Consider the following 23,047-nt stretch of genomic DNA (forward strand, 5'->3'; position numbering starts at 1 on the left):
GCGGGGGCGGGGGCCGATCGCGGACGGAGTCCGCCCCCCCCCATTGGCCCCCCCCGCGTAGGAGCGGACTCCGTCCGCGATCAGGGTTCCGCTTTATGCCGAGGGCATCGGCAGCGTGCGGTTCGCGGGCATGGCCCGCTCCTACAGGTGTTGGCTCAGAGCTGGTCGAAATCGAGCACCACGCTGTCGCTGACCGGATACGCCTGGCAGCTCAGCACGTAGCCGGCCGCCACTTCGTAATCTTCCAGGGCGAAGTTGCTGTCCATTTCCACCTCGCCGGACACCACCTTGCACTTGCAGGTCGAGCACACGCCGGCCTTGCAGGAGTAGGGCAGTTCGGCGCCGTGTTCGTTGCCGGCGTCGAGCACGCTGACGCTGTTGCGGGCCAGCTCGAAGGACAGCTCGCGGCCATCGCTGATGACGGTGATCCGGCTCTTCGCGCTGTCGACTGCGGCGGCGGCCTGGCGCGCTTCGCGCTTGCTCTCGCTGCCAGCGGCGGCGAACAGTTCGAAGTGGATGCGCTCGGCCGGCATGCCATTGCCCTCGAGCTGGTCGCGCACGGTCTCGGTCATTGCCTGGGGGCCGCAGATGAAGGCGGCGTCGAGGCTCTTCACGTCGAGCCAGCGGCTGAACAGCTGGCCGCACTTGTCGGCGTCGATGCGGCCGTTGTAGAGGTCGACATCCTGCTGTTCGCGGCTGAACACGAAGATCAGGTTGAGACGCTGCAGGTAGCGGTTCTTCAGGTCTTCGAGCTGTTCGCGGAACATCGCGGCGTTGCTGGAGCGGTTGCCGTAGAGCAGGGTGACGCGGCTGTCCGGCTCGGTTTCCAGGGTGGTCTTGACGATCGACAGGATCGGCGTGATGCCGCTGCCGGCGGCGACCGCCAGGTAGTTGCCGTGGCGCGCCGGGTCCAGTTCGACGTTGAAGTGGCCGGCCGGCGGCATGACGTCCAGGCTGGCGCCGACCTTCAACGACTCGTTGGCGTAGGCGGAGAAACGCCCGCCCGGTACGCGCTTGATCGCCACGCGCAGCTCGCCGTCGTTCACGCCGCTGCAGATGGAGTAGGAGCGGCGCACTTCCTCGCCGTCGAGCTGGGTGCGCATGACCAGGTGCTGGCCGTGCTGGAAGCGGAAGCTGTCGGCCAGGTCCGCCGGGACGTCGAAGGCGATGGACACGGCGTCGCGGGTTTCGGCGCGCACTTCCTTGATTTTCAGGCTGTGGAACTTGCTCATTGTTCTTCTCCGGCGGCGGCGCCGCTCAGATGCACTTGAAGTAATCGAACGGCTCGCGGCAGTCGACGCAGCGGTACAGCGCCTTGCAGGCGGTGGAGCCGAACTGGCTGAGCTGCTCGGTGTGCAGGCTGCCGCATTGCGGGCAGCGCACTTCCGGGGTCTCGCCGAGCAGGCTGCGCTTGCTGGTGCTGCCCGCCGGCGGTGCGATGCCGTAGTCGCGCAGTGCCTTGCGGCCTTCGTCGCTGATCCAGTCGGTGGTCCAGGCCGGGTCCAGCCGGCGTTCCAGTTGCGGCGCGGCGAAGCCGGCGTGCTCCAGGGCGTGCTGGATGTCCTGCTCGATGACCTCGGTGGCGGGACAGCCGGAGTAGGTCGGGGTGACCACTACGCGCAGATGCCCGTCCTGCCAGTCGAGCCCGCGGACGATGCCCAGGTCGACCACGCTGACCACCGGGACTTCCGGGTCCATCACCGCGCCGAGCACGTGCCAGGCGCGGCTGAGGTCGTCAGCCGTGCCGGCGCGGGCGCCGCGATCGCTGGTAATCAGCTCACCAGGTTGCATCGGGGTAGGCTCGCTGGAGGAACTGCATCTCGGCCAGGAGGATGCCCAGGTGCTCGGTGTGCAGGCCGCGACGACCGCTGAGGTAGAAGTTCACCGCCGGTTCGGGCAGCGGCAGGGTCGCGGCGGCGAAGATGTCGGCGACCTTGGCTTTCCAGGCAGCGGCCAGTTCCTCGGGGTTCGGCGCGATACCTTCGGCGAACAGGCGCTGCTCGATCTCGTCCGCATTGCAGAGTTCTACGGTGAAGCGCCAGACCTGGGGAATTGCCGCGAGCATGCGCGCATGGCTTTCCTCAGTGCCGTCACCCAGGCGCTGCACCCACTCGGAGGAGCGGCGCAGGTGGTAGGTGACTTCCTTGAGTCCCTTGGCGGCGATGGCTTTGACGCGCTCGTCGCTGGAGGCGCACAGGGCGTGCAGCACCTGGAAGTGCCAGGCGTCATAAAGGAACTGCTTGGTGATGGTCACGGCGAAGTCGCCGTTGGGCTGTTCCACCAGCAGCAGGTTGCGGAAGGCGCGCTCGTCGCGGCGGAAGGCCAGGGCATCGGCGTCGCGGCCGTCGTCCAGCAGCTCCACGGCGTATTCGTACCAGTTGCGCGCCTGGCCCACGAGGTCGAGGCCGACGTTCATCAGCGCCAGTTCTTCTTCCAGCGCCGGGGCGTGGCCGCACCATTCGCACAGGCGCTGGCCCTGGATCAGGGCGCTGTCGGCGAGGCGCAGCAGGTATTCGATCTTGTCGTTGTTGGGGCGTGTCATTTGCTGTTTCCTCTTCCGCGCCGAGCCTGCTGTAGCGCAGGTTCGGAGCGGGGGAGCGTGTTGAATTTCAGTCGTTGCTCAGCAGCTGTACTGCGCAACAGCAGGCCCGGCCCTTCGGGTTGCGCCTGAAAGCTGGCCATGCTGCGTTGCTGTCTTTGCCAAGGGAGTGCCATTGCCTGCAGACAGCGCCTTGCCTGACCAGCTTTCAGTCGGCAACGCGATGCGGGAAACAGCAAAAGACACGCCCTTCATCGCACGCGTCTCACATGTGGCCGACTTCGGGCGGCAGCTCGTAGAAGCTGGCGTGGCGGTAGACCTTGTCCTGCGCCGGGTCGAACAGCGGGTCCTTCTCGTCGGGGGAGGAAGCGGTGATCAGCGCGGAGGGCACCACCCACAGGCTCACGCCTTCGTTGCGGCGGGTGTACAGCTCGCGGGCATTCTCGATGGCCATGGCAGCATCGGCGGCATGGACGCTGCCGACGTGCTTGTGGTTCAGGCCGTGTTTGCTACGCACGAATACTTCGAACAAGGTCCACTCGGACATGACTTTTCTCTCCTCGCGGCTCAGGCGGCGTCTTTCTTCTGTTGTTGTTTGCGGGCATAGGCGACCGCGGCTTCGCGGACCCAGGCGCCATCTTCGATGGCCTTGCGGCGGGTGGCGACGCGCTCGGTGTTGCATGGGCCGTTGCCCTTGAGCACTTCGTAGAACTCTTCCCACTGGATGTCGCCGAAGTCGTAGTGGCCGCGCTCCTCGTTCCACTTCAGGTCCGGGTCCGGGGCAGTGCAGCCGAGCAGTTCGAGTTGCGGCACGGTCTGGTCGACGAAGCGCTGGCGCAGCTCGTCGTTGCTCTGGCGCTTGATCTTCCAGGCCATGGATTGCGCGCTGTTGGGGGAGTCGGCGTCGCTGGGGCCGAACATCATCAGGGCCGGCCACCAGAGGCGGTTGATGGCGTCCTGGACCATGTCCTTCTGCGCCTGGTTGCCGTGGCGCATCATGGTCAGGAGGATTTCGTAGCCCTGGCGTTGGTGGAAGCTCTCTTCCTTGCAGATGCGGATCATCGCGCGCGAGTACGGGCCGTAGGAGGTGCGCTGCAGCACCACCTGGTTGACGATCGCCGCGCCATCCACCAGCCAGCCCACCGCGCCCATGTCGGCCCAGTTCAGCGTCGGGTAGTTGAAGATGCTCGAGTACTTGGCCTTCCCGCTGTGCAGCTTGGCGATCTCGGCGTCACGGTCGGCGCCCAGGGTTTCCATGGCGCTGTAGAGGTAGAGGCCGTGGCCGGCTTCATCCTGGATCTTCGCCATCAGTTGCAGCTTGCGCTTCAAGGTCGGCGCGCGGGTGACCCAGTTGCCTTCAGGCAGCATGCCGACGATCTCGGAGTGGGCGTGCTGGGAAATCTGCCGGATGAGCGTCTGGCGGTAGGCGTCGGGCATCCAGTTCTTCGCTTCGATCTTGATCTCGGCATCGATCTTTTCCTGGAAGGCGCGTTCTTCCGGCGACATCTCGTCCAGCGCCTTGATGCGCTTCACGCCGGTCTCAACCAGTTGTGCGTACATGCTGTGTCTCCAGCCTTTTGTCGTGTTCGTGGGACGGCCTTGGCCATGGCTGTAGTTTTAAATGATACAGAAATGAATGTCTAACACTAAATGATGTGTCGTAATTGGATTCTGTATCGCTTTAGGGGTTTTCCGCGTTGTTGTGGGCGCAAGAGGGAGCGCGTTTCATGGATTTAAATTCATGAAAATCGCTGATTGTGCGGGTATTTGATGGCGTTATGGGCGTAACAGTTTGCGTGCTGTGCGCGCTGTCCATGCCTTGGAAAAACGATGAAGTGATACGAAAACGTATTCATTATGAATGAATCGTATGCGGGTGTTTGGAAAGTGGAGGAGCGAGCTTGCTCGCGAACCCGCCCAGCGCCGGAGCTGCCGGGAAAGTCGTTCGCGAGCAAGCTCGCTGCTACAAAGGGCCGTGCGGCTGGGAAGGCGCAGGCGTCAGGCCTGGACGATCACCTCGAAGCCGCCAAAGATCATGCGCTGGCCGTCGAAGGGCATGTTGCTGAACTCGGTTTTCATTCGCGCGTCCTCCATGAACCTCTTCATCCCTTCGTCGCGCGCGGCCTTGCTGGGCCAGGTGATCCAGGAGAACACCACGGTTTCGCCCTCCTTGAGCTGCACTGCCATGGGGAAGGAGGTCACCTTGCCCTCGGGTACGTCATCGCCCCAGCACTCGACGACGCTCAGGGCGCCATGCTGCTTGAACAGCGCCGCCGCCTTGCTTGCGACTTCGACGTAGCGCTCGCGGCTGGCGGTGGGTACGGGTACGAGGAAGCCATCGACATAGTTCATCGTTCATCTCCTGGGTATGGCGGACGGCCGAGTGCTGACTGCCTTTGAGGGATAGTCGAAGGGCAGGGTGAAGGATCGACATGAATGGTTGGTGGGGCGACGGGCGGTTGCGGTGTGGCGGACATTGCCCGGAATGGGAACTTGCGCCGGTATTCCAGGTGGCCTGTAGGAGCGAGCTTGCTCGCGAACGGCCTTGCCGGCGGCGTTGGTGTTGGGCGGGTTCGCGAGCAAGCTCGCTCCTACAAAAAGCGGAAAAGCAAAAAATCAGAAAAGCAAAAAACCCCGCCTAAGCGGGGCTTTTCATGACGCCGACCGATCAGCCCTTGGGCCGATTGTCGTACACGTGACAGGCCTTGCCTTCCGAGCGCTTCAGGCTATGTGAAGGCTGCACCAGCACGCGGGCACTGACACCGATGTGGGTCTTGATCTGCTTGCCCAGCTCGCTGCCGATGGCCTTCTGCTCGTCCGCCGAGAGGCCCTGCAGGTCATGGCGCAGCTCGACGTGCACATCGATGCAGTCGAGGTTGCCGTTGCGGTGCAGGTGGATCTCGTAGCACTCGGCGAGCTGCTTGATCTTCAGCACCTGCTCCTCGACCTGGGTCGGGAAGACGTTGACGCCACGGATGATCAGCATGTCGTCGCTGCGGCCGGTGATCTTGTCGATCCGTCGCATCGGCCGCGCCGTACCCGGCAGCAGGCGGGTCAGGTCGCGGGTGCGGTAGCGGATCATTGGCAGCGCTTCCTTGGACAGCGAGGTGAACACCAGCTCGCCGTATTGGCCGTCAGGCAGCACGGCGCCGGTCGCCGGGTCGATGATCTCGGGGTAGAAATGGTCTTCCCAGACGGTCGGGCCGTCCTTGGTCTCGGCGCACTCCATGGCCACGCCCGGCCCCATGATTTCCGAGAGGCCGTAGATATCCAGCGCGGTGATGCCCATGCGCTCCTCGACCGCGCGGCGCAGCTCGGCGGTCCAGGGTTCGGCGCCGAAGATACCCAGGCGCAGCTTGAGGCTGTGCGGGTCGACGCCCTGGCGCTCGATCTCGTCGGCGATGTTGAGCATGTAGGACGGGGTGACCATGATGATGTCCGGCTGGAAGTCGCGGATCAGCTGGACCTGCTTCTCGGTCTGGCCGCCGGACATCGGGATCACGGTGCAGCCCAGGCGCTCGGCGCCGTAGTGCGCACCCAGCCCGCCGGTGAACAGGCCATAGCCGTAGGACACATGCACCTTGTCACCCTTGCGCCCGCCGGCGGCGCGAATGGAGCGCGCCACCACATTGGCCCAGGTGTCGATGTCGTTCTGCGTGTAGCCGACCACCGTGGGCTTGCCGGTGGTGCCGCTGGAGGCGTGCAGGCGCACGATCTCGCTCTGTGGCACGGCGAACATGCCGTAGGGGTAGTTGTCGCGCAGGTCGTTCTTGCCGGTGAAGGGGAACTTCGCCAGGTCGTCGAGGGCGGTCAGGTCGTCCGGGTGCACGCCGGCTTCGGCGAAGCGCTTCTGGTACAGCGGGACGTTGTCGTAGGCGTGCTTGAGGCTCCAGCGCAGGCGCTCCAGCTGGTGCTGGCGCAGCTCGTCGACACTGGCGGTTTCCATCGGGTCAAGCAGGGCACGTTCGGCATCATGGTACATGTTCATGGGTTCACTCGATTTGTTCTTGTACGCCAGCCCCGGTGAGGGCTGCGAGTGTCATGGGAGCAGGATAGCGCCCCCGTTCGCGGAAGGATTCGAACCCCTGCCAGAGACCTTGCTCTGCGTGTCAGCCGGTGCATAAAAGCGACTGGCGGTGTCGGGTTCGATCCTGCCGATGGATCAGATTCGTTCGATGATCAGCGCAATGCCCTGGCCGACGCCGATGCACATGGTGCACAGGGCGTAGCGGCCGCCGCGTTCTTCCAGTTCGTGCAGGGCGGTCGTCACCAGGCGCGCGCCGCTCATGCCCAGCGGGTGGCCAAGGGCGATGGCGCCGCCGTTGGGGTTCACTCGCGCGTCGTCGTCGGCGAGGCCCAGTTCGCGCAGGACGGCAAGGCCCTGGGCGGCGAAGGCTTCGTTCAGCTCGATCACGTCCATGTCGGCCAGCGACAGGCCGGCCAGTTCCAGCACCTTGCGGGTCGCCGGTACCGGGCCGATACCCATGATCCGCGGTTCGACGCCTGCGGTGGCCATGGCGACCACGCGGGCGCGGGCCTTCAGGCCGTGGCGCGCCGCGGCGGCCGGCGTCGCCATCAGCAGGGCGCAGGCGCCGTCGTTGACGCCGGAGGCGTTGCCGGCGGTGACGCTGCCGCCTTCGCGGAACGGCGTGCCGAGCTTGGCCAGCTGTTCCAGGGTGGTGTCGCCGCGCGGGTGTTCGTCCTGCTCGACCACCTTGGCCGGGCCCTTGCGCTGGGGGATTTCCACCGGGACGATTTCCTTCGCCAGGCGTCCATTGGCCTGGGCGGCGGCGGCCTTGTGCTGGCTGCGCAGGGCGAAGGCGTCCTGGTCGGCGCGGCTGATGTTGAACTGTTCGGCCACGTTCTCGGCCGTCTCGGGCATGGAGTCGATGCCGAACTGCTGCTTCATCAGTTTGTTGACGAAACGCCAGCCGATGGTGGTGTCGAAGATTTCCGCGCTGCGGCCGAAAGCCTGCTCGGACTTGCCCATCACGAAGGGTGCGCGGGACATGGATTCCACACCGCCGGCTAGCATCAATCCGGCCTCGTTGCAGCGCAGGGCGCGGGCGGCGCTGCCCACGGCGTCCAGGCCCGAGCCGCACAGGCGGTTGAGGGTGGTGCCCGGCACGGTGACCGGAAGGCCGGCCAGCAGCGAAGCCATGTGCGCGACGTTGCGGTTGTCTTCGCCGGCCTGGTTGGCGCAGCCGAAGATCACGTCGTCGATGGCGCTCCAGTCCAGCTCCGGGTGACGCTGCATCAGGGCCTTGAGCGGGATGGCCGCGAGGTCGTCGGCGCGCACGCTGGACAGCGCGCCGGCGTAGCGGCCGATGGGTGTGCGCACGGCGTCGATGATCAGGGCGTCGGTGAGGTCTGTCATTCGGAGGTCTCCTGCGCCAGCACGGTGCCGCGCACTTTGTAGGATTTGCCGTGAAACAGGGCGATCAACTGGCCCTGGGTATTCTCGATGCGCACGTCGTAGTTGCCGGTACGGCCGCTGCGGCTCTGTTCGAAGGCGCTGGCGATCAGTTCATCGCCCTCGCGCGCCGGCGCCACGTAATCGATGCTGCAGCCAATGGCGACGGTGGCGTCGTTGTAGCTGTTGCAGGCGAAGGCGAACGCCGAGTCGGCGAGGGCGAACAGGTAGCCGCCATGGCAGGTGCCGTGGCCCTGGATCATGTCCTCGCGAACGCGCATCGACAGCTTCGAGCGGCCGGGGCCGGCATCCAGCAACTGGATGCCCATGCGCCGGGTCGCCTGGTCGCGCTCGTACATCGCCTCGGCGCAGGCGTGGGCCAGTTGGGCGGCGTCATTCATGGAAAGCTCCCCCTTCGGCATGCAGGCGGCGCAGCAGCAGGGACGGGCGATAGCGGTCCTCGCCATAGGCGGCCTGCAGGTTGTCCAGCACGCGCAGCACGTTACCGATGCCGATCTGCCCGGCCCAGGCCAGCGGACCCTGCGGGTAGTTCACGCCGGCACGCATGGCGAGGTCGATGTCACCCGGGCTGCCCACGCCTTGCAGCACCGCATCGGCGCCTTCGTTGGCGAGCATGGCGACGGTGCGCAGCACGGCGAGGCCGGGGGTGTCGCTCAGGCGGCTGGCGGCGATGCCTGCCTTGACCAGCAGGGCGACGGCCTGGTCCAGCGCCTTGGGCGTGGTATCGGCCGAGCAGGAAACGCCCAGGCGCGTGGTGGTGGTGTAATCCAGTGCGAGGTCGATCAGCACCAGGTTGCGCAGGCCGTCTTCCTTGGCGCGCTGGCTGGCGAGGCGGCCATCGGACAGGGCGATCACCGCATCGCCGACGCGCAGCAGGCCGCTGCCGGCGCGCTGGGTGATCTCGATGCCCGCATCCTTCAGGCGCTGCACCAGCGGCCGGGCGACGCCCAGGTCGCCTTCCAGCACGCAGGCGCTGACGGCAGCGGTACTGCTCAGGCTGGCGGGCTGCGGGCGCTCGGCACCTTCGGCGTAGTCGTAGAAGCCGCGGCCGCTCTTGCGGCCGAGGCGGCCGGCATCCACCAGTTCCTTCTGGATCAGCGAGGGTTGGAAGCGGAAGTCGCCGTAGTAGGCGGCGAACACCGAGCAGGTGACGGCGTAGTTGACGTCGTGGCCGATCAGGTCGGTCAGCTCGAAGGCGCCCATGCGGAAGCCGCCGGCGTCGCGCATCAGCGCATCCAGCGTCGCGCAGTCGGCGGCGCCTTCCTGCAGCAGGCGCAGGCTCTCGGCGTAGAAGGGGCGCGCCACGCGGTTGACGATGAAGCCGGGCGTGGATTTGGTATGGACCGGCTTCTTGCCCCAGGCCAGGGAGGTGGCGTACAGGCTGTCAGCCAGCGCCGGATCGGTGGCGAGGCCGGAGACGATTTCCACCAGCGCCATCAACGGAGCCGGGTTGAAGAAGTGCATGCCAACCACCTGTTGCGGACGCTTGAGACCGGCCGCCAGGCTGGTGATGGACAACGAAGAGGTATTGCTGGCGAGAATGCAGTCTTCGGCGCACAGCGCTTCCAACTGCTGGAACAGACCGCGCTTGACCTCCAGGTTCTCGACGATGGCTTCGATCACCAGCTTCGAGTCGGCCAGCGCCTCGATGGCTTCCACCGGTTGCAGGCGCGCGACGATGGCGGCGCGTTCCTCGGCGGGCAATTTGCCTTTTTCCACCAGGCGACCGAGTTGGCGGTCGATGCCATCGACGGCCTGGGCGGCGGCGCCGGGGCGGTTATCGTGCAGCTTCACCGGGTGGCCGGCCTGTGCGGCGACCTGGGCGATGCCTGCGCCCATGGCGCCGGCGCCGATCACCGCGACTTTGGCGTTTTTCGAAAGTGCGCTCATCGATCAGCGGCCCTTGAAGCTGGGGGTGCGTTTTTCCATGAAGGCGGACACGCCCTCGCGATAGTCCTCACTGCGACCGGCCAGGCGCTGCAGGTCGCGCTCCAGCTCCAGCTGCTCGTCGAAGCTGTTGTTCAGGCTGGCATTGAGGCTGCGCTTGATCAGGGCCAGACCGTAGGTCGGCTGGGTCGCCAGGTGGCGGGCGAGCTTGAGGGCTTCCTCGCGCAGGTTGGCGTCATCCACCACCTGGTAGATCAGGCCCCATTGCTCGGCCTGCTCGGCGCTCAGGCGATTGCCCAGCAGCGCGAGGGCCTTGGCGCGAGCCATGCCAACCAGGCGCGGCAGCGTCCAGGTGCCGCCGGAGTCGGGGATCAGGCCGATCTTGCAGAAGGCCTGGATGAAGCTGGCCGAACGCGCGGCCAGCACCAGGTCGCAGGCCAGCGGGATGTTCGCGCCGGCGCCGGCGGCCACGCCGTTGACGGCGCAGATGACCGGCAGCGGCAGGTCGCGCAGGGTGCGGATCAACGGGTTGTAGAACTGCTCGATGGACTGGCCCAGGTCGGGCATGTCGGCGCCCGGCGCGACGTTGCGGTCGGACAGGTCCTGGCCGGCGCAGAAGCCACGACCTTCGCCGGTCAGCAGCAGGACGCGGGCCTCCGGGTTCTGCCGGACCTGCTTGAGCGCCTCGCGCACTTCGCCATGCATGGCGGCGTTGAAGCTGTTGAGCTGCTCCGGGCGGTTCAGGCTGAGGAGGGCGACGCCGTCCTCGATGGAAAACAGGATGTGCTCGAAGTTCATGGGCGGGCTCGCTCCATCAATGGGCAGTCTTTTGCCGGAAAAGAAAGGGGGATGGGCTCAGCAGCCCTGATAGACGGGTTTGCGCTTTTCCTGGAAGGCGCGGATGCCTTCTTCGCGGTCGGCGGTGCCGGCCAGCAGGGTGAAGGCATGGCGTTCGAAGCGCAGGCCGCTGGCCAGGTCGGTGTCCTGCGCCTTGAGCAGCGCTTCCTTGGCCAGGCGCACGGCCAGCGGGGCCTTGGCGGCGATGCTGCGGGCGATCTGCAGGGCTCGCTCGACAGTGAATTCGGGTTGGGTGACTTCGCTGACCAGGCCGGCGCGCTGGGCCTGGCGGGCGTCGATGGCTTCGCCGGTAAGCACCATCTGCATCGCCAGCGGCTTGCCCACGGTGCGCAGCAAACGCTGGGTGCCGCCGGCGCCGGGCATGATGCCGAGGTTGATTTCCGGTTGGCCGAAGCGGGCGTCTTCACCGGCGACGAGGATGTCAGCGTGCATCGCCAGCTCGCAGCCGCCACCCAGGGCGAAGCCGTTGACGGCGGCGATCAGCGGTTTGGAGAAGGCGGCGATGCGCTGCCAGTAGCCGACGCGCGGGTCATTGAGGATACCGACCAGGTCGCGCTCGGCCATTTCCTTGATGTCGGCGCCGGCGGCAAAGGCCTTTCGGCTGCCGGTGAGCACCACGGCGCGGGTTTCGCCGTCCTGCTCGGCGGCGTCGAGTTCGGCGGCCAGTTCGCCGAGCAGTTCGGTGTTCAGTGCGTTCAGCGCCTCGGGGCGCTGCAGGGTGATCAGGCGGACGCCCGCTTCAGGCATCTGAACGGCAAGGGTGCGAGGCATGACATCGTCCTCAGGCTGCACGCGCGGCTGCTTGGCCGGCTGTATTGGAATTATGGGAGGCAGGCTTTGCCCGACTCCGGCCTTTTTGCAGTATAGGCCTAAAGTGATACGGAAAAACAACAACAAAAGTTTAATAACGTGTCTAATGGTTTTCTTGTGGTGCCAAAGAAGGAGTGGCAAGGGTGCTGTGATTTGTCTTGAATCCAGCGTGTCATCTGGTTTTATGGGCTTATCAACGGCCCTGTCGAGGACGTCCAGAAGTGATACGTCAGATTTAGATTGGAGGTGCTTGCCTTGATGTGATACAAGATTTGCAAAAGAACAAAGCGTTTTGTGCGGTGATGCCGAAGACCGGCAGCGCCGCAGGAGAACCCGATGCCCTGCTATAGCCTCGAAGGCGTGCGCCCGGTCGTTCACCCGACCGCCTATGTCCATCCCACTGCCGTGCTGATCGGCGACGTCATCGTCGGCCCCGGCTGCTATATAGGCCCTTTGGCGGCGCTGCGCGGCGACTTCGGGCGGATCGTCCTCGAAGAAGGCGCGAACCTTCAGGACACCTGCGTCATGCATGGCTTCCCTGACAGCGACACCATCGTCGAACGCAACGGCCACATCGGCCACGGTGCAGTGCTGCACGGCTGCCGCATCGGCGAGGACGCCCTGGTCGGCATGAACGCCGTGGTGATGGATTACGCGCAGATCGGCCCGCGCTCCATCGTTTCAGCCGCAGCCTTCGTCAAGGCCAAGTTCGAGTGTGCTCCGCAAAGCCTGGTGATGGGCGCGCCGGCCAGCGTAAAGCGTAGCCTCAGCGATGAGGAAATCGCCTGGAAGCGCCTTGGCACAGAGCAATACCAGGCCCTGGCCAAGCGCTGCATCGCCAGCCTGGTGGAATGCCAGCCGCTGGCGGAGATGGAAGCAGAACGCCCGCGCCTGGGCGATTCCGGTTTCCGGCCCAAGGCAGAAGCAGGGAAGGGCGCATGAATACTGGGGTTCGCACCAATGGCCAGGCGATGCGGCGGACAGGTATAGTCGCCGCTCCTTCGACTGCGCAACGTGCCATGACCGCTCTAGCACCGCTGAATCAGCTGATCAACCGCTTCCAGGAACAGACGCCGATCCGCGCCAGCTCGCTGATCATCACCCTCTATGGCGATGCCATCGAACCCCACGGCGGTACCGTCTGGCTGGGCAGCCTGATCAATCTGCTGGAACCGTTCGGCATCAACGAGCGGCTGATCCGCACCTCGATCTTCCGCCTGACCAAGGAAGACTGGCTGACCGCCGAAAAGGTTGGCCGGCGCAGCTACTACAGCCTGACCGGCACCGGCCGGCGGCGCTTCGAGAAGGCCTTCAAGCGCGTCTACAGCTCCAGCCTGCCGGCCTGGGACGGCGCCTGGACCCTGGTAATGCTCTCGCAGATCGCCGCCGACAAGCGCAAGCAGGTCCGCGAGGAACTGGAATGGCAAGGCTTCGGCGCCATTTCACCGACCGTCATGGCCTGCCCGCGAGCCGACCGTAGCGACGTCATGGCGACCCTGCAGGACCTGGACGTGGCCGACGACTGCATCGTCTTCGAAACCCGCGCCCAGGACGTGCTGGCCTCCCGCGCCATGCGCATGCAGGTACGCGAGAGCTGGAAGATCGACGAGCTCGGCGAGCACTACAGCGAATTCATCCAGCTGTTCCGCCCGCTCTGGCAGGCGCTGCGCGAACAGGACCAGTTGCGCCCGGAAGACTGCTTCCTGGCGCGCACCTTGTTGATCCACGAATACCGCCGGCTGCTCCTGCGTGACCCACAACTGCCCGACGAACTGTTGCCGGGCGATTGGGAGGGGCGCGCGGCGCGGCAGCTGTGCCGCAATATCTACCGACTGATCCACGCCAAGGCCGAGGACTGGTTGAACCGCAACCTGGAGACCGCCGACGGCCCGCTACCGGATGTCGGCGAGAGCTTCTACAAGCGCTTTGGCGGATTGAACTGACAGGAGTTGGCGTGAAAAATGCTCCCGCTCTGCAGCGCTGCGGTTGCAGGGTGGGGACACCGACGTGAGTCTTCCTGAGAAGATGGGCGACGGACGATGACGACAGGCCCTGGAGGCCGTCGCTGAATAACAACAATCAATGCGTGTGAGGCTCTGCAGGTCATGAATTCTTCATCGACATTGAGGGATGACGCTTTCGAGGCGTGGCTGGGACAGGTCAACCGGGCGTGCGGTCGTTTCGATGCGCGAACCCTTGGCCCCCAGTTCCATGGACGGTTGCGGGAATACCAGGGCGGCGCAATCAAGCTTTCCGTGGTAGACATGGCCCAGGTGCACCTGTACCGGACCAGCAAGGAAGTCGGCAGCAGCGCGGGCGGGCACTATTACGCGGTGTTCCAGCTCGAAGGGCGCTCGCGCCTGGAGCAGGGCGACAACCGGGTGGAACTGTCACGCGGTGACATCACCCTCATCGACGCCAGCCGGCCCAGCGACATGACCTACCTGGAGGAGTCCCGGCAACTCTCGCTGATCCTGCCGCGCCAGGTGATCGAGCGCGGCCTGCGCATGTCGGAGGTGACCTGCGCGTCGAAGATCCCGGCCAGCTCGCCGATCGCCGTGCTCGCCAACCGCCTGATCGTCGAGACCAGCCAGCAGGAAAGCCTCGGCATGCTGGAAAGCGAAGCGACCCTGGACGCCCTGGTGACCCTGCTGCGCCCCGCGCTGGCCAGCCAGGACGCCGAACAGGACAACCACGAACGCATGTTCCGCAAGGCCACGGCCTTCATCGACCAGCACATCGGCGCCGAGGAGCTCTGCCCCGAACTGATCGCCCGCGAAGTGGGCATCTCGGTGCGGGGCCTGTACCGCATGTTCGCCAAGAAGGGCCTGGTGGTGGCGCAGTACATCAAGAACCGCCGCCTGGACTTCTGCGCCGAAACCCTGCGCAACGCCCAGTTCGAGCAGAAGCTGTCAGCGCTGGGTTATGCCTGGGGTTTCTCCGATTCGAGCTACTTCTCCACGGCGTTCAAGGGCCGCTTCGGGGTGTCGCCGGGCGAGTATCGCAAGCGTTACGCCAACTGATTCAGGTGGTGCGCGCGGTATCCACGGGAATGACGGGTATCGCTGCGCTCCACGCCATCCTACGTTGATGCCCGCCTGCACCATTGCCTTCGACTGACGCCTTCGCAGGATGGGTGGAGCGCAGCGATACCCATGCTGCCGGGTTGCACCTGTACCGTACTCGCGAACGCTTTCGCGCAATGACCCTCGTCACCTGAGCGCCATCCTGGCACTCCCGCCAATACGTCTGGCACAGAGGAAAAGACCCTCCCCAGCGCCACTGGCAACAATCCCCTTCGATGACGCGCGCCTTCTCGGCCGCACGCTGTACTCGAAGGTGATATCCCGATGTCCCGCAACAAGCTCCGATTCCGCGCCCTTGGCCTGCTGCTGGCCGGCGCGCTGCTGCGACCGATCCTGGCGTTTGCCGGCGACTGCCCTGCCAGCGACGCCCGGCAAGGCGAAACCGTGTTCGCCCGTGACTGCTCGATCTGCCACACCGCCAAGGCCGACGGCCCCGGCATGATGGGCCCCAACCTGCACGGCGTGGTCGGCCGCATGGCCGGTTCGCTCGCCGGCTTCAGCTATTCCCAGGCGATGAAGGGCAAGGCCGCAGTCTGGTCGCGCGACAACCTCGACGCCTTCGTCAGCCAACCCCAGGCCGCCGTGCCCGGTACCTACATGCCCTTCGCAGGCCTGGCCGACGCGGCCGAGCGGCGGGCGCTCACCTGCTGGCTGAGCCAGCAGCACTGATCCCTCAGGAGAGACCATGAACGTCACTGAAATCCTGCCCAAGGTCGCTGACTTCCTGCAGCGCAAGCATGGCTGCTTCATCGACGGCGCCTGGGTGGTGCCCGAAGGCGCCCGCACCGAGGTACTGAACCCGGCTACCGGCCAGGCCATCTCCAGCGTCGCCGACATCGACACCGACCTGCTCGACCGTGCCGTGCAGTCCGCCCAGGCGGCCTACAAGTCCCGCGTCTGGGCCGACCTGCGCCCGGCCGACCGGGAGCGCATCCTCCTGCGCTTCGCCGACCTGGTGGAAGCCAACGGCGAGGAACTGGCCCAGCTGGAAACCCTCAGCCAGGGCAAGTCGATCAACATCGCGCGCATGCTGGACGTGGGCGCCACCGTCGAGTTCATGCGCTACATGGCCGGCTGGGCGACCAAGATCGAGGGCCAGTCGCTGAACGTCTCCATCCCCCTGCCGCCGGGCGCCAAGTTCACCGCCTACACCCGCCGCGAGCCGCTGGGCGTGGTGGCCGGCATCGTGCCGTGGAACTTCCCGCTGATGATCGCCGTGTGGAAGCTGATCCCGGCCCTGGCCACTGGCAACAGCGTGGTGATCAAGCCCGCCTCGGAAACCCCGCTGACCGCCCTGCGCCTGGCTGAACTGGCCTTCGAGGCCGGCGTACCGGCTGGCGTGTTCAACCTGGTGACCGGCGACGGCCCGCGCATCGGTGGCGGCCTGGCCAGTCACAAGCTGGTCAACAAGGTGTCCTTCACCGGCTCCACCGCCGTGGGCCGCAGTGTCGGCCTGGCTGCCGTGCAGAACATGACCCGCTTTGCCCTCGAGCTGGGCGGCAAGAACCCGATGATCGTGCTGGCCGACGCCAACATCGACAACGCCGTGCAAGGCGCGCTGCTGGGCGGCCTGCTGAACAATGGCCAGGTCTGCGCCGCCGCTTCGCGCTTCTATGTGCACCGTTCACGCTACGACGAATTCGTCGAGAAACTGGCCGCTGCCGTCGCAGGCATGAGCCTGGGCGAGGGCATGGACCCGACCGCACAGATCAACCCGCTGGTTTCGGCCAAGCAGCAGCGCAGCGTGCTTGCCCACATCGCCCGTGCCGGCGAGCAGGGCGCGCGCATCGTCTGCGGTGGCGAGCAGGTCGGCGGCAGCGGCTTCTATGTGCAGCCCACCGTGCTGGCCGATGTGACCATGCAGATGGCCGTGGCCCGTGACGAAGTCTTCGGCCCGGTGCTGGCGGTGCTGCCCTTCGACGAGGATGACGAGGCCATTGCCATGGCCAACGACAGCGAATACGGCCTGGGCGCGAGCCTGTGGACCAACGACCTGTCCAAGGCGATGAACCTGGTGCCGCGCATCGAATCCGGCACCGTGTGGGTCAACGCCCACGTGCTGCTCGACCCGAGCATGCCCTTCGGCGGCGTCAAGCAGTCGGGCATGGGCCGCGAGTTCGGCCGCGCCGTGGTCGAGGCCTATACCGAGATCAAGTCGGTGTGCATTGCACACTGATTGATAGTGAGAGCAACACCCTCGTTTAGCAGCGGGCCTTCGGGCCCTTTTTTTTGCACAGGGAGGTTCAGAGTTCGGCTCGCCGGCGGTCAGCTTCGTAGGATGGGTGGAGCGCAGCGATACCCATGCTGATGGCGCGGGGAATTGATGGGTATCGCTTCGCTCCACGCCATCCTACGTGGAGCGGCGGGCGCGGCGGTCAGTGGGCGGGCAGAATCCGCCCACGGCACTCGCCGAAGCCGATGGAGGCATGCCCCTCGCGGCGGCAGCGGGCGCGGAGGATGACCTCGTCGCCGTCTTCGAGGAAGCGGCGTTCCTCGCCGTTGCCCAGCACCAGCGCCTGCTTGCCGCCGAAGGTGAGCTCCAGCAGGCTGCCGAAGCTGTCCGGGGTTTCGCCGGAGAGGGTGCCGGAACCGAACAGGTCGCCCGCTTGCAGGCGGCAGCCGTTGACGCTGTGGTGCGCCACCATCTGGGCGACGGTCCAGTACATGTTCAGCGTGTTGCTCACGGCGATGCGCTCCGGACCCTGGTGCTCGCGGCGCATGCGTGCGGTGTGCAGCAGGACTTCCAGTTCGATGTCCAGCGCGCCGTGCTGCTGGTCGGCCTCGTCGTAGAGATACGGCAGCGGCTGCGGATCGCCTTCCGGCCGGGCCGGCTGGGCGACGCGGAAAGGCTCCAGCGCCTCGGCGGTGACCACCCAGGGCGACACCGTGGTGGCGAAGCTTTTCGACAGGAACGGCCCCAGCGGCTGGTATTCCCAGGCCTGTACGTCGCGCGCGGACCAGTCGTTGAGCAGGCAGAAGCCGGCGATGTGGCCAGAGGCGGCGTTGATCGGGATAGCCTTGCCCTGGTCGTTTCCCTGGCCGATCCAGATGCCCAGTTCCAGCTCCAGGTCCATCCGCGCGCAGGGGCCGAACACCGGTGCCTCGGCGCCGGCGGGCAGGGTCTGGCCGTTGGGGCGGCGCACTTCGGTGCCGGAGGGCACAACGGTGGACGCGCGGCCGTGGTAGCCGATGGGCACGTACTTGTAGTTGGGCAGCAGCGGGTTGTCCGGGCGGAACAGCTTGCCGACGTTCTGCGCGTGGTGGATGCCGACATAGAAGTCGGTGTAGTCGCCGACCCGGGCCGGCAGGTGCATGCGGCACGCGGCCTGTGGCTTGAGCAGCGCAGCGCCCAGGTGTTCCATGCGCTTCTGTTCGCTGCAGCCTTCGCTGAGCAGGTGGATCAAGGCGTCACGCAGGGTGCGGCGGGCCGTGCCGCCGAGGGCGAAGAAGGCGTTGAGGCTGTCGCCGCTTGCCACCAGCGCGGCCTGGTGGGCGGCGCCGTGGAAGAGGCCGGTTTCGCAGGCAGTCCTCAGGTCGAAGATGTAGTCGCCGATGGCGACGCCGCCTCGGGGCGAGTCGCCGGGCGGGCTGAACACGCCCAGCGGCAGGTTCTGCAGGGGAAAGTCCGGGTGGCCATTGGCCGATTCGATCCAGCTTTGTGCGTTGTGGGCGACGCTCATGTCATTGCTCCTGGGATGGGGCGAAGGTCTTCTGCATGCCGCTCCAGCAGCTGTCGTAGTCGCGCTGCAGTTGCGGGCAGTCGAGGGCGAAGCGGCTGGGGCGCAGCACGCGGCCGGTCTCGAACATGAAGGCCATGGTCTTGTCGATCTTGTGGGGTTTGAGGTCGGCGGCGATTGCCTGCACGGTGGTGGCGTTGTCCGGGCCGTGGGCGCTCATGCAGTTGTGCAGCGAGGCGCCGCCGGGGACGAAACCGTCAGCCTTGGCGTCGTACACGCCCTGGATCAGTCCCATGAATTCGTTCATCAGGTTGCGGTGGAACCACGGCGGACGGAAGGTGCTTTCGGCCACCATCCAGCGTGGCGGGAAGATCACGAAGTCCATGTTGGCCATGCCGTGGGTGTCGCTGGGCGAGGTCAGCACGGTGAAGATGGATGGGTCCGGATGGTCGTAGCTGATCGAACCGATGGTGTTGAAGCGGCGCAGGTCGTACTTGTAGGGCACGTTGTTGCCGTGCCAGGCGACGACGTCGAGCGGCGAGTGGTCGAGCTGGGTGGCCCAGAGTTCGCCGAGGAACTTCTGCACCAGCTGAACCGGGGCTTCCACGTCTTCGTAGTGCGCCACCGGGGCGAGGAAGTCGCGCGGATTGGCCAGGCCGTTGCTGCCGATGGGGCCGAGGTCCGGCAGGCGCAGCGCGGCGCCGTGGTTTTCGGCCACATAGCCGGCGGCTTCGGCTTCCAGCAACTCGACGCGCAGGCGCATGCCCCGCGGGATAACGGCGATCTCCAGTGGCTCCAGCTCCAGCACGCCCAGCTCGGTGACCAGGCGCAGACGGCCGGCCAGGGGCACGATCAGCAGCTCGCCGTCGGCGTTGAAGAACACCCGGCGCATCGAGATGTTGGCGCGGTAGGCATACAGGCTGACGCCGCTGACGGCCTCGGCTTCGGAGTTGGCGGCCATGCATAGCAGGCCGTCGACGAAGTCGGTAGGCTCCTGCGGGATGCCGAAACTGTTCCAGCGCAGGCGGTTGGGCGTGACCGGGCCGAGGGCGCTGCCGGTGATCTGCCGCTCCAGGCGCTCGAAGCACGGATGCGCGGCGGACGGCCGGATGCGGTACATCCAGGTGCGCCGCGCCTCGCTGCGCGGCACGGTGAAGGCGGTGCCGGAGAACTGCTCGGCGTAGAGGCCCAGCGGCACCTGCTGCGGCGAGTTCATGCCCACGGGCAGGGCGCCGGGAAGGGCCTCGCTGGCGAATTCATTGCCGAAGCCGGATTGGTAGGCAGGGGAGGCGGTCATGGTGGTTTCTCTTGTTATCGTAATCCAATTACGATTAACGTAATTTCGTAGTGGCGGGCCGTCAAGTCCGTCTGGGAGTTCCTTTAAGTTGAAGACCATGAACGACGCTGAAGACTCCGTCCCGACGAAGGGCGCGAAAGTACAGTCCGCCGAGGTGGGCACGCAGATCCTCAAGGCCCTGGCGGACCTCGCGCCGAGCACCTCGCTCAAGCGTCTGGGCGAGTACCTGGACATGCCGGCGGCGAAGGTCCACCGCTACCTGCAGGCGCTGATCGCCAGCGGTTTCGCCGAACAGGACCCGCTGACCAACCATTACGGCCTGGGGCGTGAGGCGTTGTATGTCGGGCTGGCCGCGATCCGGCGGCTGGATGTGGTGAAGGTGGCCAGCCCGGCGCTGGCCGATCTGCGCGACGCGCTGGGGCAGACCTGTTTCCTTGCCATCTGGGGCAGCCACGGGCCGACCGTGGTGCAGGTGGAGCCGGCCCAGGGCATGGTGACGCTGGTGACCCAGGTGGGCTCGGTGCTGCCGCTGCACGGCTCGTCCACCGGGCTGGTGTTTGCGGCGTTCAAGGCCGGGCTGGAGGAGGGCGCGGACCAGTCAGTGCTGGAGAGCATTCGCAGCGAAGGGGTGCATGCGATCCACGGTTTGCTGATGCCTGGAGTGAACGCGCTGTCGGTGCCGCTGTTCAAGACCGGCCGCGAACTGGCCGGGGTGATTACCGTGGTCGGCTCACAGGCGAGCTTTGCCGCCGAAGCGCACGGCGAGGCGGCGCGGACTCTGCTGGAGGCGGCGCGGGAGATCAGTTTGCGGATGGGGGGAGAGGTTTGACTGTCTGAGGCTTCGGTGCTCGGGCGAGCCCTCTCCCTGAAGGGAGAGGGCGCGGAGATCGGGTGGTCATGCCGAGCAAGTTACCTTCAGGGAGAGAGCCTTCGCAGGACCGAGGGAGACGCCTAGTCCTTGCTCGCGAACAGTTCCGCAACGGGGCCGGTTCGCGAGCCAGCTCGCTCCTGCAAATCCCTGCTCACTCCCGCTCCATCCCCGCCCAGTCCGTCCCCTTCACCAGCACATCGCTCAATGCCTGCGCGGCGCTGGAGAGCTTGTGCTCCGCCAGGCAGAACAGCCCCACCCGGCGCTCGATACGCGGTTCGTCGAGCGCCACGCAGCGCGCGCCCAGCTCTTCCATCTGCTGCCTGCACAGGCGCGGTACGGCGCTCACGCCAAGCCCCTCGGCCACCATCCGGCCCACCGTCACCAGTTGATGGCTCTCGAACGCCACCGGCAGTCGCCCCTGCAGCTGTTCTTCCAGCAGCAGACGCACGGCCGATGGGCGTTGCAGGGTGATGAAATGGTCTTCCAGCAACTGCTCCCAGGTGATCCGCGATTCGTTCGCCAGAGCTGAATCTGCCGGCAGTACGGCGATGAAACGGTCGGTGTAGAAAGGCGTGAAAGCCAGTCCGTCGAGGCTGTCCGGCTCCAGGGCGATGCCCAGCTCCACCCGATGGTTGCGCACCATCTCCAGCACCTGCTCGTTGATCACGTCGTGCACCGCAACGTTCACTTTCGGGTGACGGTCGCGGAATGCACGCAGCACGGCAGGCAGCAGGTTGCCGGCGAAGGAGGGCATGGCGGCGATGGAGACCTTGCCCAGTTGCAGGGTGAAGTGCTGATGCATCACTTCCTCGGCATTGTCCCAGTCCGCCAGCAGGCGGCGGGCCAGCGGCAGCAGCGTTTCGCCCTCGGGCGTGAGCGCCACGCTGCGGGTGGTGCGCACCAGCAGCTGGCCGCCCAGGGACTCCTCCAGGCTCTTGATCGCCAGGCTCAGTGCCGGTTGCGACAGGTGCAGGCGCTCGCAGGCCTGGGCGAAGCTCAGCGTCTGGGCGACGGCGAGGAACGCGCGCAGTTGCTTGACCGTCATTGATAGGCAATCCAAATCAATCAATTGGAAAAACAAACTTAACAAATCAGTCTCCACCAGTGAAGCTGCATTCGCTCTCTGACCGGCTGGTCGGATACCCCAAATAAGAAAGAGGCAGCAGCAACATGGCAGGACTCGACAAGCGTGTAGGCAGTTACGAGGAGGCCCTTGCCGGGCTCACCGACGACATGACGGTACTGGCGGGCGGCTTCGGCATCTGCGGCATCCCGGAAAACCTCATCGCGCAGATCCGCAGGATGGGTGTGAAGGGCCTGACAGTGGTCTCCAACAACTGTGGCATCGACGGCTTCGGCCTCGGCGTGCTGCTGGAGGACCGGCAGATCCGCAAGATGATCGCTTCCTACGTTGGCGAGAACGCGCTGTTCGAGCAGCAGCTGCTGTCCGGTGAACTGGAGGTCGAACTGACCCCGCAGGGCACCCTGGCAGAAAAACTCCGCGCTGGCGGCGCCGGTATCCCTGCTTTCTTCACCGCCACCGGCTACGGCACTCCGGTCGCTGACGGCAAGGAAGTGCGCGAGTTCGACGGCCGCCACTATGTAATGGAGCGCGCCATCACCGGCGACTTCGCCATCGTCAAGGGCTGGAAGGCCGACCACTACGGCAACGTCATCTACCGCCACACTGCGCAGAACTTCAATCCGGTAGTCGCCACCGCGGGCCGCATCACGGTCGTCGAGGTGGAAGAAATCGTCGAGCCGGGCGAGCTGGACCCGACCCAGATCCACACCCCCGGCATCTACGTCGACCGCATCATCCAAGGCACCTTCGAGAAGCGCATCGAGAAGCGCACCGTTCGTTCCTGAGCCCACCGGACAAGAGAGAAAAGAAGATGGCATTGACCCGCGAACAGATGGCTCAGCGCGTGGCGCGCGAGCTGCAGGACGGCTTCTACGTGAACCTGGGCATCGGCATCCCGACCCTGGTCGCCAACTACGTGCCCGAGGGCATGGAGGTGATGCTGCAATCGGAGAACGGCCTGCTCGGCATGGGCGCGTTCCCCACCGAAGACGAAGTTGACGCCGACATGATCAATGCCGGCAAACAGACCGTCACCGCCGTGAAGGGCGCCTCGATTTTCTCCTCCGCCGAATCCTTCGCGATGATCCGTGGCGGCCACGTCGACCTCACCGTGCTCGGTGCCTTCGAGGTGGACGTGCAGGGCAACATCGCCTCCTGGATGATCCCCGGCAAGCTGGTGAAAGGCATGGGCGGCGCCATGGACCTGGTGGCCGGCGCGGACAACATCATCGTCACCATGACCCACGCCTCCAAGGACGGCGAATCCAAGCTGCTGGAGCGCTGCTCGCTGCCGCTGACCGGCGCCGGCTGCATCCGCAAGGTGCTGACCGACCTGGCCTACCTGGAGATCGAGGACGGCGCCTTCATCCTGCGCGAGACCGCGCCGGGCGTGAGCGTTGCCGAGATTGCCGAGAAGACCGCCGGCCGCCTGATCGTGCCGGACGATGTGAAGGAAATGACCTTCTAAGCGCATTGCACCCTAGAGCGCCCGCTCCCTAATCCT

At 65.9% G+C, this 23,047-nt stretch carries 23 protein-coding genes; 8 read left to right on the forward strand and 15 right to left on the reverse strand.

The genetic code is table 11. The features are described 5' to 3' along the window. Window positions 1–155 precede the first annotated feature (155 nt). The 12 genes from paaE to paaF form a co-directional block, all read right to left on the reverse strand. A complete protein-coding gene (paaE, locus tag MJ122_RS07265) occupies window positions 156–1,232 on the reverse strand; it encodes a 1,2-phenylacetyl-CoA epoxidase subunit PaaE (RefSeq protein ID WP_239743323.1) in 1,077 nt (358 codons plus the stop codon). Window positions 1,233–1,257: 25 nt separating this feature from the next. Next, window positions 1,258–1,791, reverse strand: a complete 534-nt coding sequence (gene paaD, locus MJ122_RS07270; protein ID WP_088418658.1) for a 1,2-phenylacetyl-CoA epoxidase subunit PaaD — start codon at window positions 1,789–1,791, stop codon at window positions 1,258–1,260. Continuing rightward, window positions 1,778–2,542 (reverse strand): 1,2-phenylacetyl-CoA epoxidase subunit PaaC, encoded by a 765-nt coding sequence (paaC, locus tag MJ122_RS07275; RefSeq protein WP_239743325.1) that lies wholly within the window; start codon window positions 2,540–2,542, stop codon window positions 1,778–1,780. The genes paaD and paaC overlap by 14 nt, the downstream gene beginning before the upstream one ends. A 262-nt stretch (window positions 2,543–2,804) precedes the next feature. Beyond that, window positions 2,805–3,086 (reverse strand): 1,2-phenylacetyl-CoA epoxidase subunit PaaB, encoded by a 282-nt coding sequence (gene paaB / locus MJ122_RS07280; protein WP_024764426.1) that lies wholly within the window; start codon window positions 3,084–3,086, stop codon window positions 2,805–2,807. 20 nt (window positions 3,087–3,106) lie between these two features. Beyond that, the gene (gene paaA, locus MJ122_RS07285; protein ID WP_054907021.1) at window positions 3,107–4,099 is read right to left on the reverse strand and encodes a 1,2-phenylacetyl-CoA epoxidase subunit PaaA; all 993 of its coding nucleotides are present in this window, start codon (window positions 4,097–4,099) and stop codon (window positions 3,107–3,109) included. Between the two features lie 438 nt (window positions 4,100–4,537). After that, entirely contained in the window at window positions 4,538–4,891 is a 354-nt protein-coding gene (locus MJ122_RS07290; protein WP_239743327.1) for a DUF1428 domain-containing protein, read from the reverse strand. A 316-nt stretch (window positions 4,892–5,207) separates the two neighbouring features. Continuing rightward, entirely contained in the window at window positions 5,208–6,527 is a 1,320-nt protein-coding gene (gene paaK / locus MJ122_RS07295) for a phenylacetate--CoA ligase PaaK (protein WP_088418666.1), read from the reverse strand. A gap of 174 nt (window positions 6,528–6,701) precedes the next feature. Then, window positions 6,702–7,916 carry a 3-oxoadipyl-CoA thiolase gene (pcaF, locus tag MJ122_RS07300; RefSeq protein WP_239743328.1) on the reverse strand — a complete coding sequence of 405 codons (1,215 nt, stop codon included), beginning with the start codon at window positions 7,914–7,916 and terminating at the stop codon, window positions 6,702–6,704. Continuing rightward, a complete protein-coding gene (gene paaI / locus MJ122_RS07305; protein WP_239743330.1) occupies window positions 7,913–8,353 on the reverse strand; it encodes a hydroxyphenylacetyl-CoA thioesterase PaaI in 441 nt (146 codons plus the stop codon). The genes pcaF and paaI overlap by 4 nt, the downstream gene beginning before the upstream one ends. After that, a complete protein-coding gene (paaH, locus tag MJ122_RS07310) occupies window positions 8,346–9,863 on the reverse strand; it encodes a 3-hydroxyacyl-CoA dehydrogenase PaaH (RefSeq protein ID WP_239743333.1) in 1,518 nt (505 codons plus the stop codon). The genes paaI and paaH overlap by 8 nt, the downstream gene beginning before the upstream one ends. 3 nt (window positions 9,864–9,866) lie before the next feature. Next, window positions 9,867–10,658 (reverse strand): 2-(1,2-epoxy-1,2-dihydrophenyl)acetyl-CoA isomerase PaaG, encoded by a 792-nt coding sequence (paaG, locus tag MJ122_RS07315; RefSeq protein WP_239743335.1) that lies wholly within the window; start codon window positions 10,656–10,658, stop codon window positions 9,867–9,869. Between the two features lie 57 nt (window positions 10,659–10,715). Then, window positions 10,716–11,489, reverse strand: a complete 774-nt coding sequence (gene paaF / locus MJ122_RS07320; protein ID WP_239743337.1) for a 2,3-dehydroadipyl-CoA hydratase PaaF — start codon at window positions 11,487–11,489, stop codon at window positions 10,716–10,718. Window positions 11,490–11,864: 375 nt separating this feature from the next. Between paaF and paaY the strand changes: the two genes are divergently transcribed. The 5 genes from paaY (at window position 11,865) to MJ122_RS07345 (ending at window position 16,790) form a co-directional block, all read left to right on the forward strand. Further along, window positions 11,865–12,470, forward strand: a complete 606-nt coding sequence (gene paaY / locus MJ122_RS07325; RefSeq protein ID WP_239743339.1) for a phenylacetic acid degradation protein PaaY — start codon at window positions 11,865–11,867, stop codon at window positions 12,468–12,470. A 77-nt stretch (window positions 12,471–12,547) separates the two neighbouring features. Then, on the forward strand, window positions 12,548–13,471 hold the full coding sequence (paaX, locus tag MJ122_RS07330; protein ID WP_088418680.1) for a phenylacetic acid degradation operon negative regulatory protein PaaX: 924 nt from the start codon (window positions 12,548–12,550) through the stop codon (window positions 13,469–13,471). Window positions 13,472–13,633: 162 nt separating this feature from the next. Continuing rightward, window positions 13,634–14,551, forward strand: a complete 918-nt coding sequence (feaR, locus tag MJ122_RS07335) for a transcriptional regulator FeaR (RefSeq protein ID WP_026079251.1) — start codon at window positions 13,634–13,636, stop codon at window positions 14,549–14,551. A 327-nt stretch (window positions 14,552–14,878) separates the two neighbouring features. Then, entirely contained in the window at window positions 14,879–15,283 is a 405-nt protein-coding gene (locus tag MJ122_RS07340) for a c-type cytochrome (RefSeq protein WP_239743341.1), read from the forward strand. A 16-nt stretch (window positions 15,284–15,299) separates the two neighbouring features. After that, window positions 15,300–16,790, forward strand: a complete 1,491-nt coding sequence (locus MJ122_RS07345) for an aldehyde dehydrogenase family protein (RefSeq protein ID WP_239743343.1) — start codon at window positions 15,300–15,302, stop codon at window positions 16,788–16,790. A 199-nt stretch (window positions 16,791–16,989) separates the two neighbouring features. On the opposite strand, the gene fahA is transcribed toward MJ122_RS07345, so the two are convergent. Both fahA and hmgA read right to left on the reverse strand, forming a co-directional pair. After that, window positions 16,990–18,294: a fumarylacetoacetase gene (gene fahA, locus MJ122_RS07350; protein WP_239743346.1), complete on the reverse strand. Its 1,305-nt coding sequence runs from the start codon at window positions 18,292–18,294 to the stop codon at window positions 16,990–16,992. 1 nt (window position 18,295) lies between these two features. After that, window positions 18,296–19,588 (reverse strand): homogentisate 1,2-dioxygenase, encoded by a 1,293-nt coding sequence (hmgA, locus tag MJ122_RS07355; protein WP_239743349.1) that lies wholly within the window; start codon window positions 19,586–19,588, stop codon window positions 18,296–18,298. Between the two features lie 97 nt (window positions 19,589–19,685). Here hmgA and MJ122_RS07360 point away from each other — a divergent pair, with 97 nt between their 5' ends. Continuing rightward, window positions 19,686–20,417, forward strand: coding sequence for an IclR family transcriptional regulator (locus tag MJ122_RS07360; protein ID WP_239743351.1), 732 nt, complete (start codon window positions 19,686–19,688; stop codon window positions 20,415–20,417). A gap of 193 nt (window positions 20,418–20,610) precedes the next feature. Here MJ122_RS07360 and MJ122_RS07365 read toward each other — a convergent pair whose 3' ends face one another. Continuing rightward, entirely contained in the window at window positions 20,611–21,504 is an 894-nt protein-coding gene (locus tag MJ122_RS07365; protein ID WP_239743354.1) for a LysR family transcriptional regulator, read from the reverse strand. Between the two features lie 125 nt (window positions 21,505–21,629). Between MJ122_RS07365 and MJ122_RS07370 the strand changes: the two genes are divergently transcribed. After that, a complete protein-coding gene (locus MJ122_RS07370) occupies window positions 21,630–22,328 on the forward strand; it encodes a CoA transferase subunit A (RefSeq protein WP_239743356.1) in 699 nt (232 codons plus the stop codon). Between the two features lie 26 nt (window positions 22,329–22,354). Beyond that, complete coding sequence (locus tag MJ122_RS07375; protein ID WP_017520958.1) at window positions 22,355–23,011, forward strand: CoA transferase subunit B; 657 nt, start codon at window positions 22,355–22,357, stop codon at window positions 23,009–23,011. Window positions 23,012–23,047 lie beyond the last annotated feature (36 nt).

This window comes from Pseudomonas sp. DP-17 (genome assembly GCF_022380625.1).
GTDB lineage: Bacteria > Pseudomonadota > Gammaproteobacteria > Pseudomonadales > Pseudomonadaceae > Pseudomonas > Pseudomonas nitroreducens_A.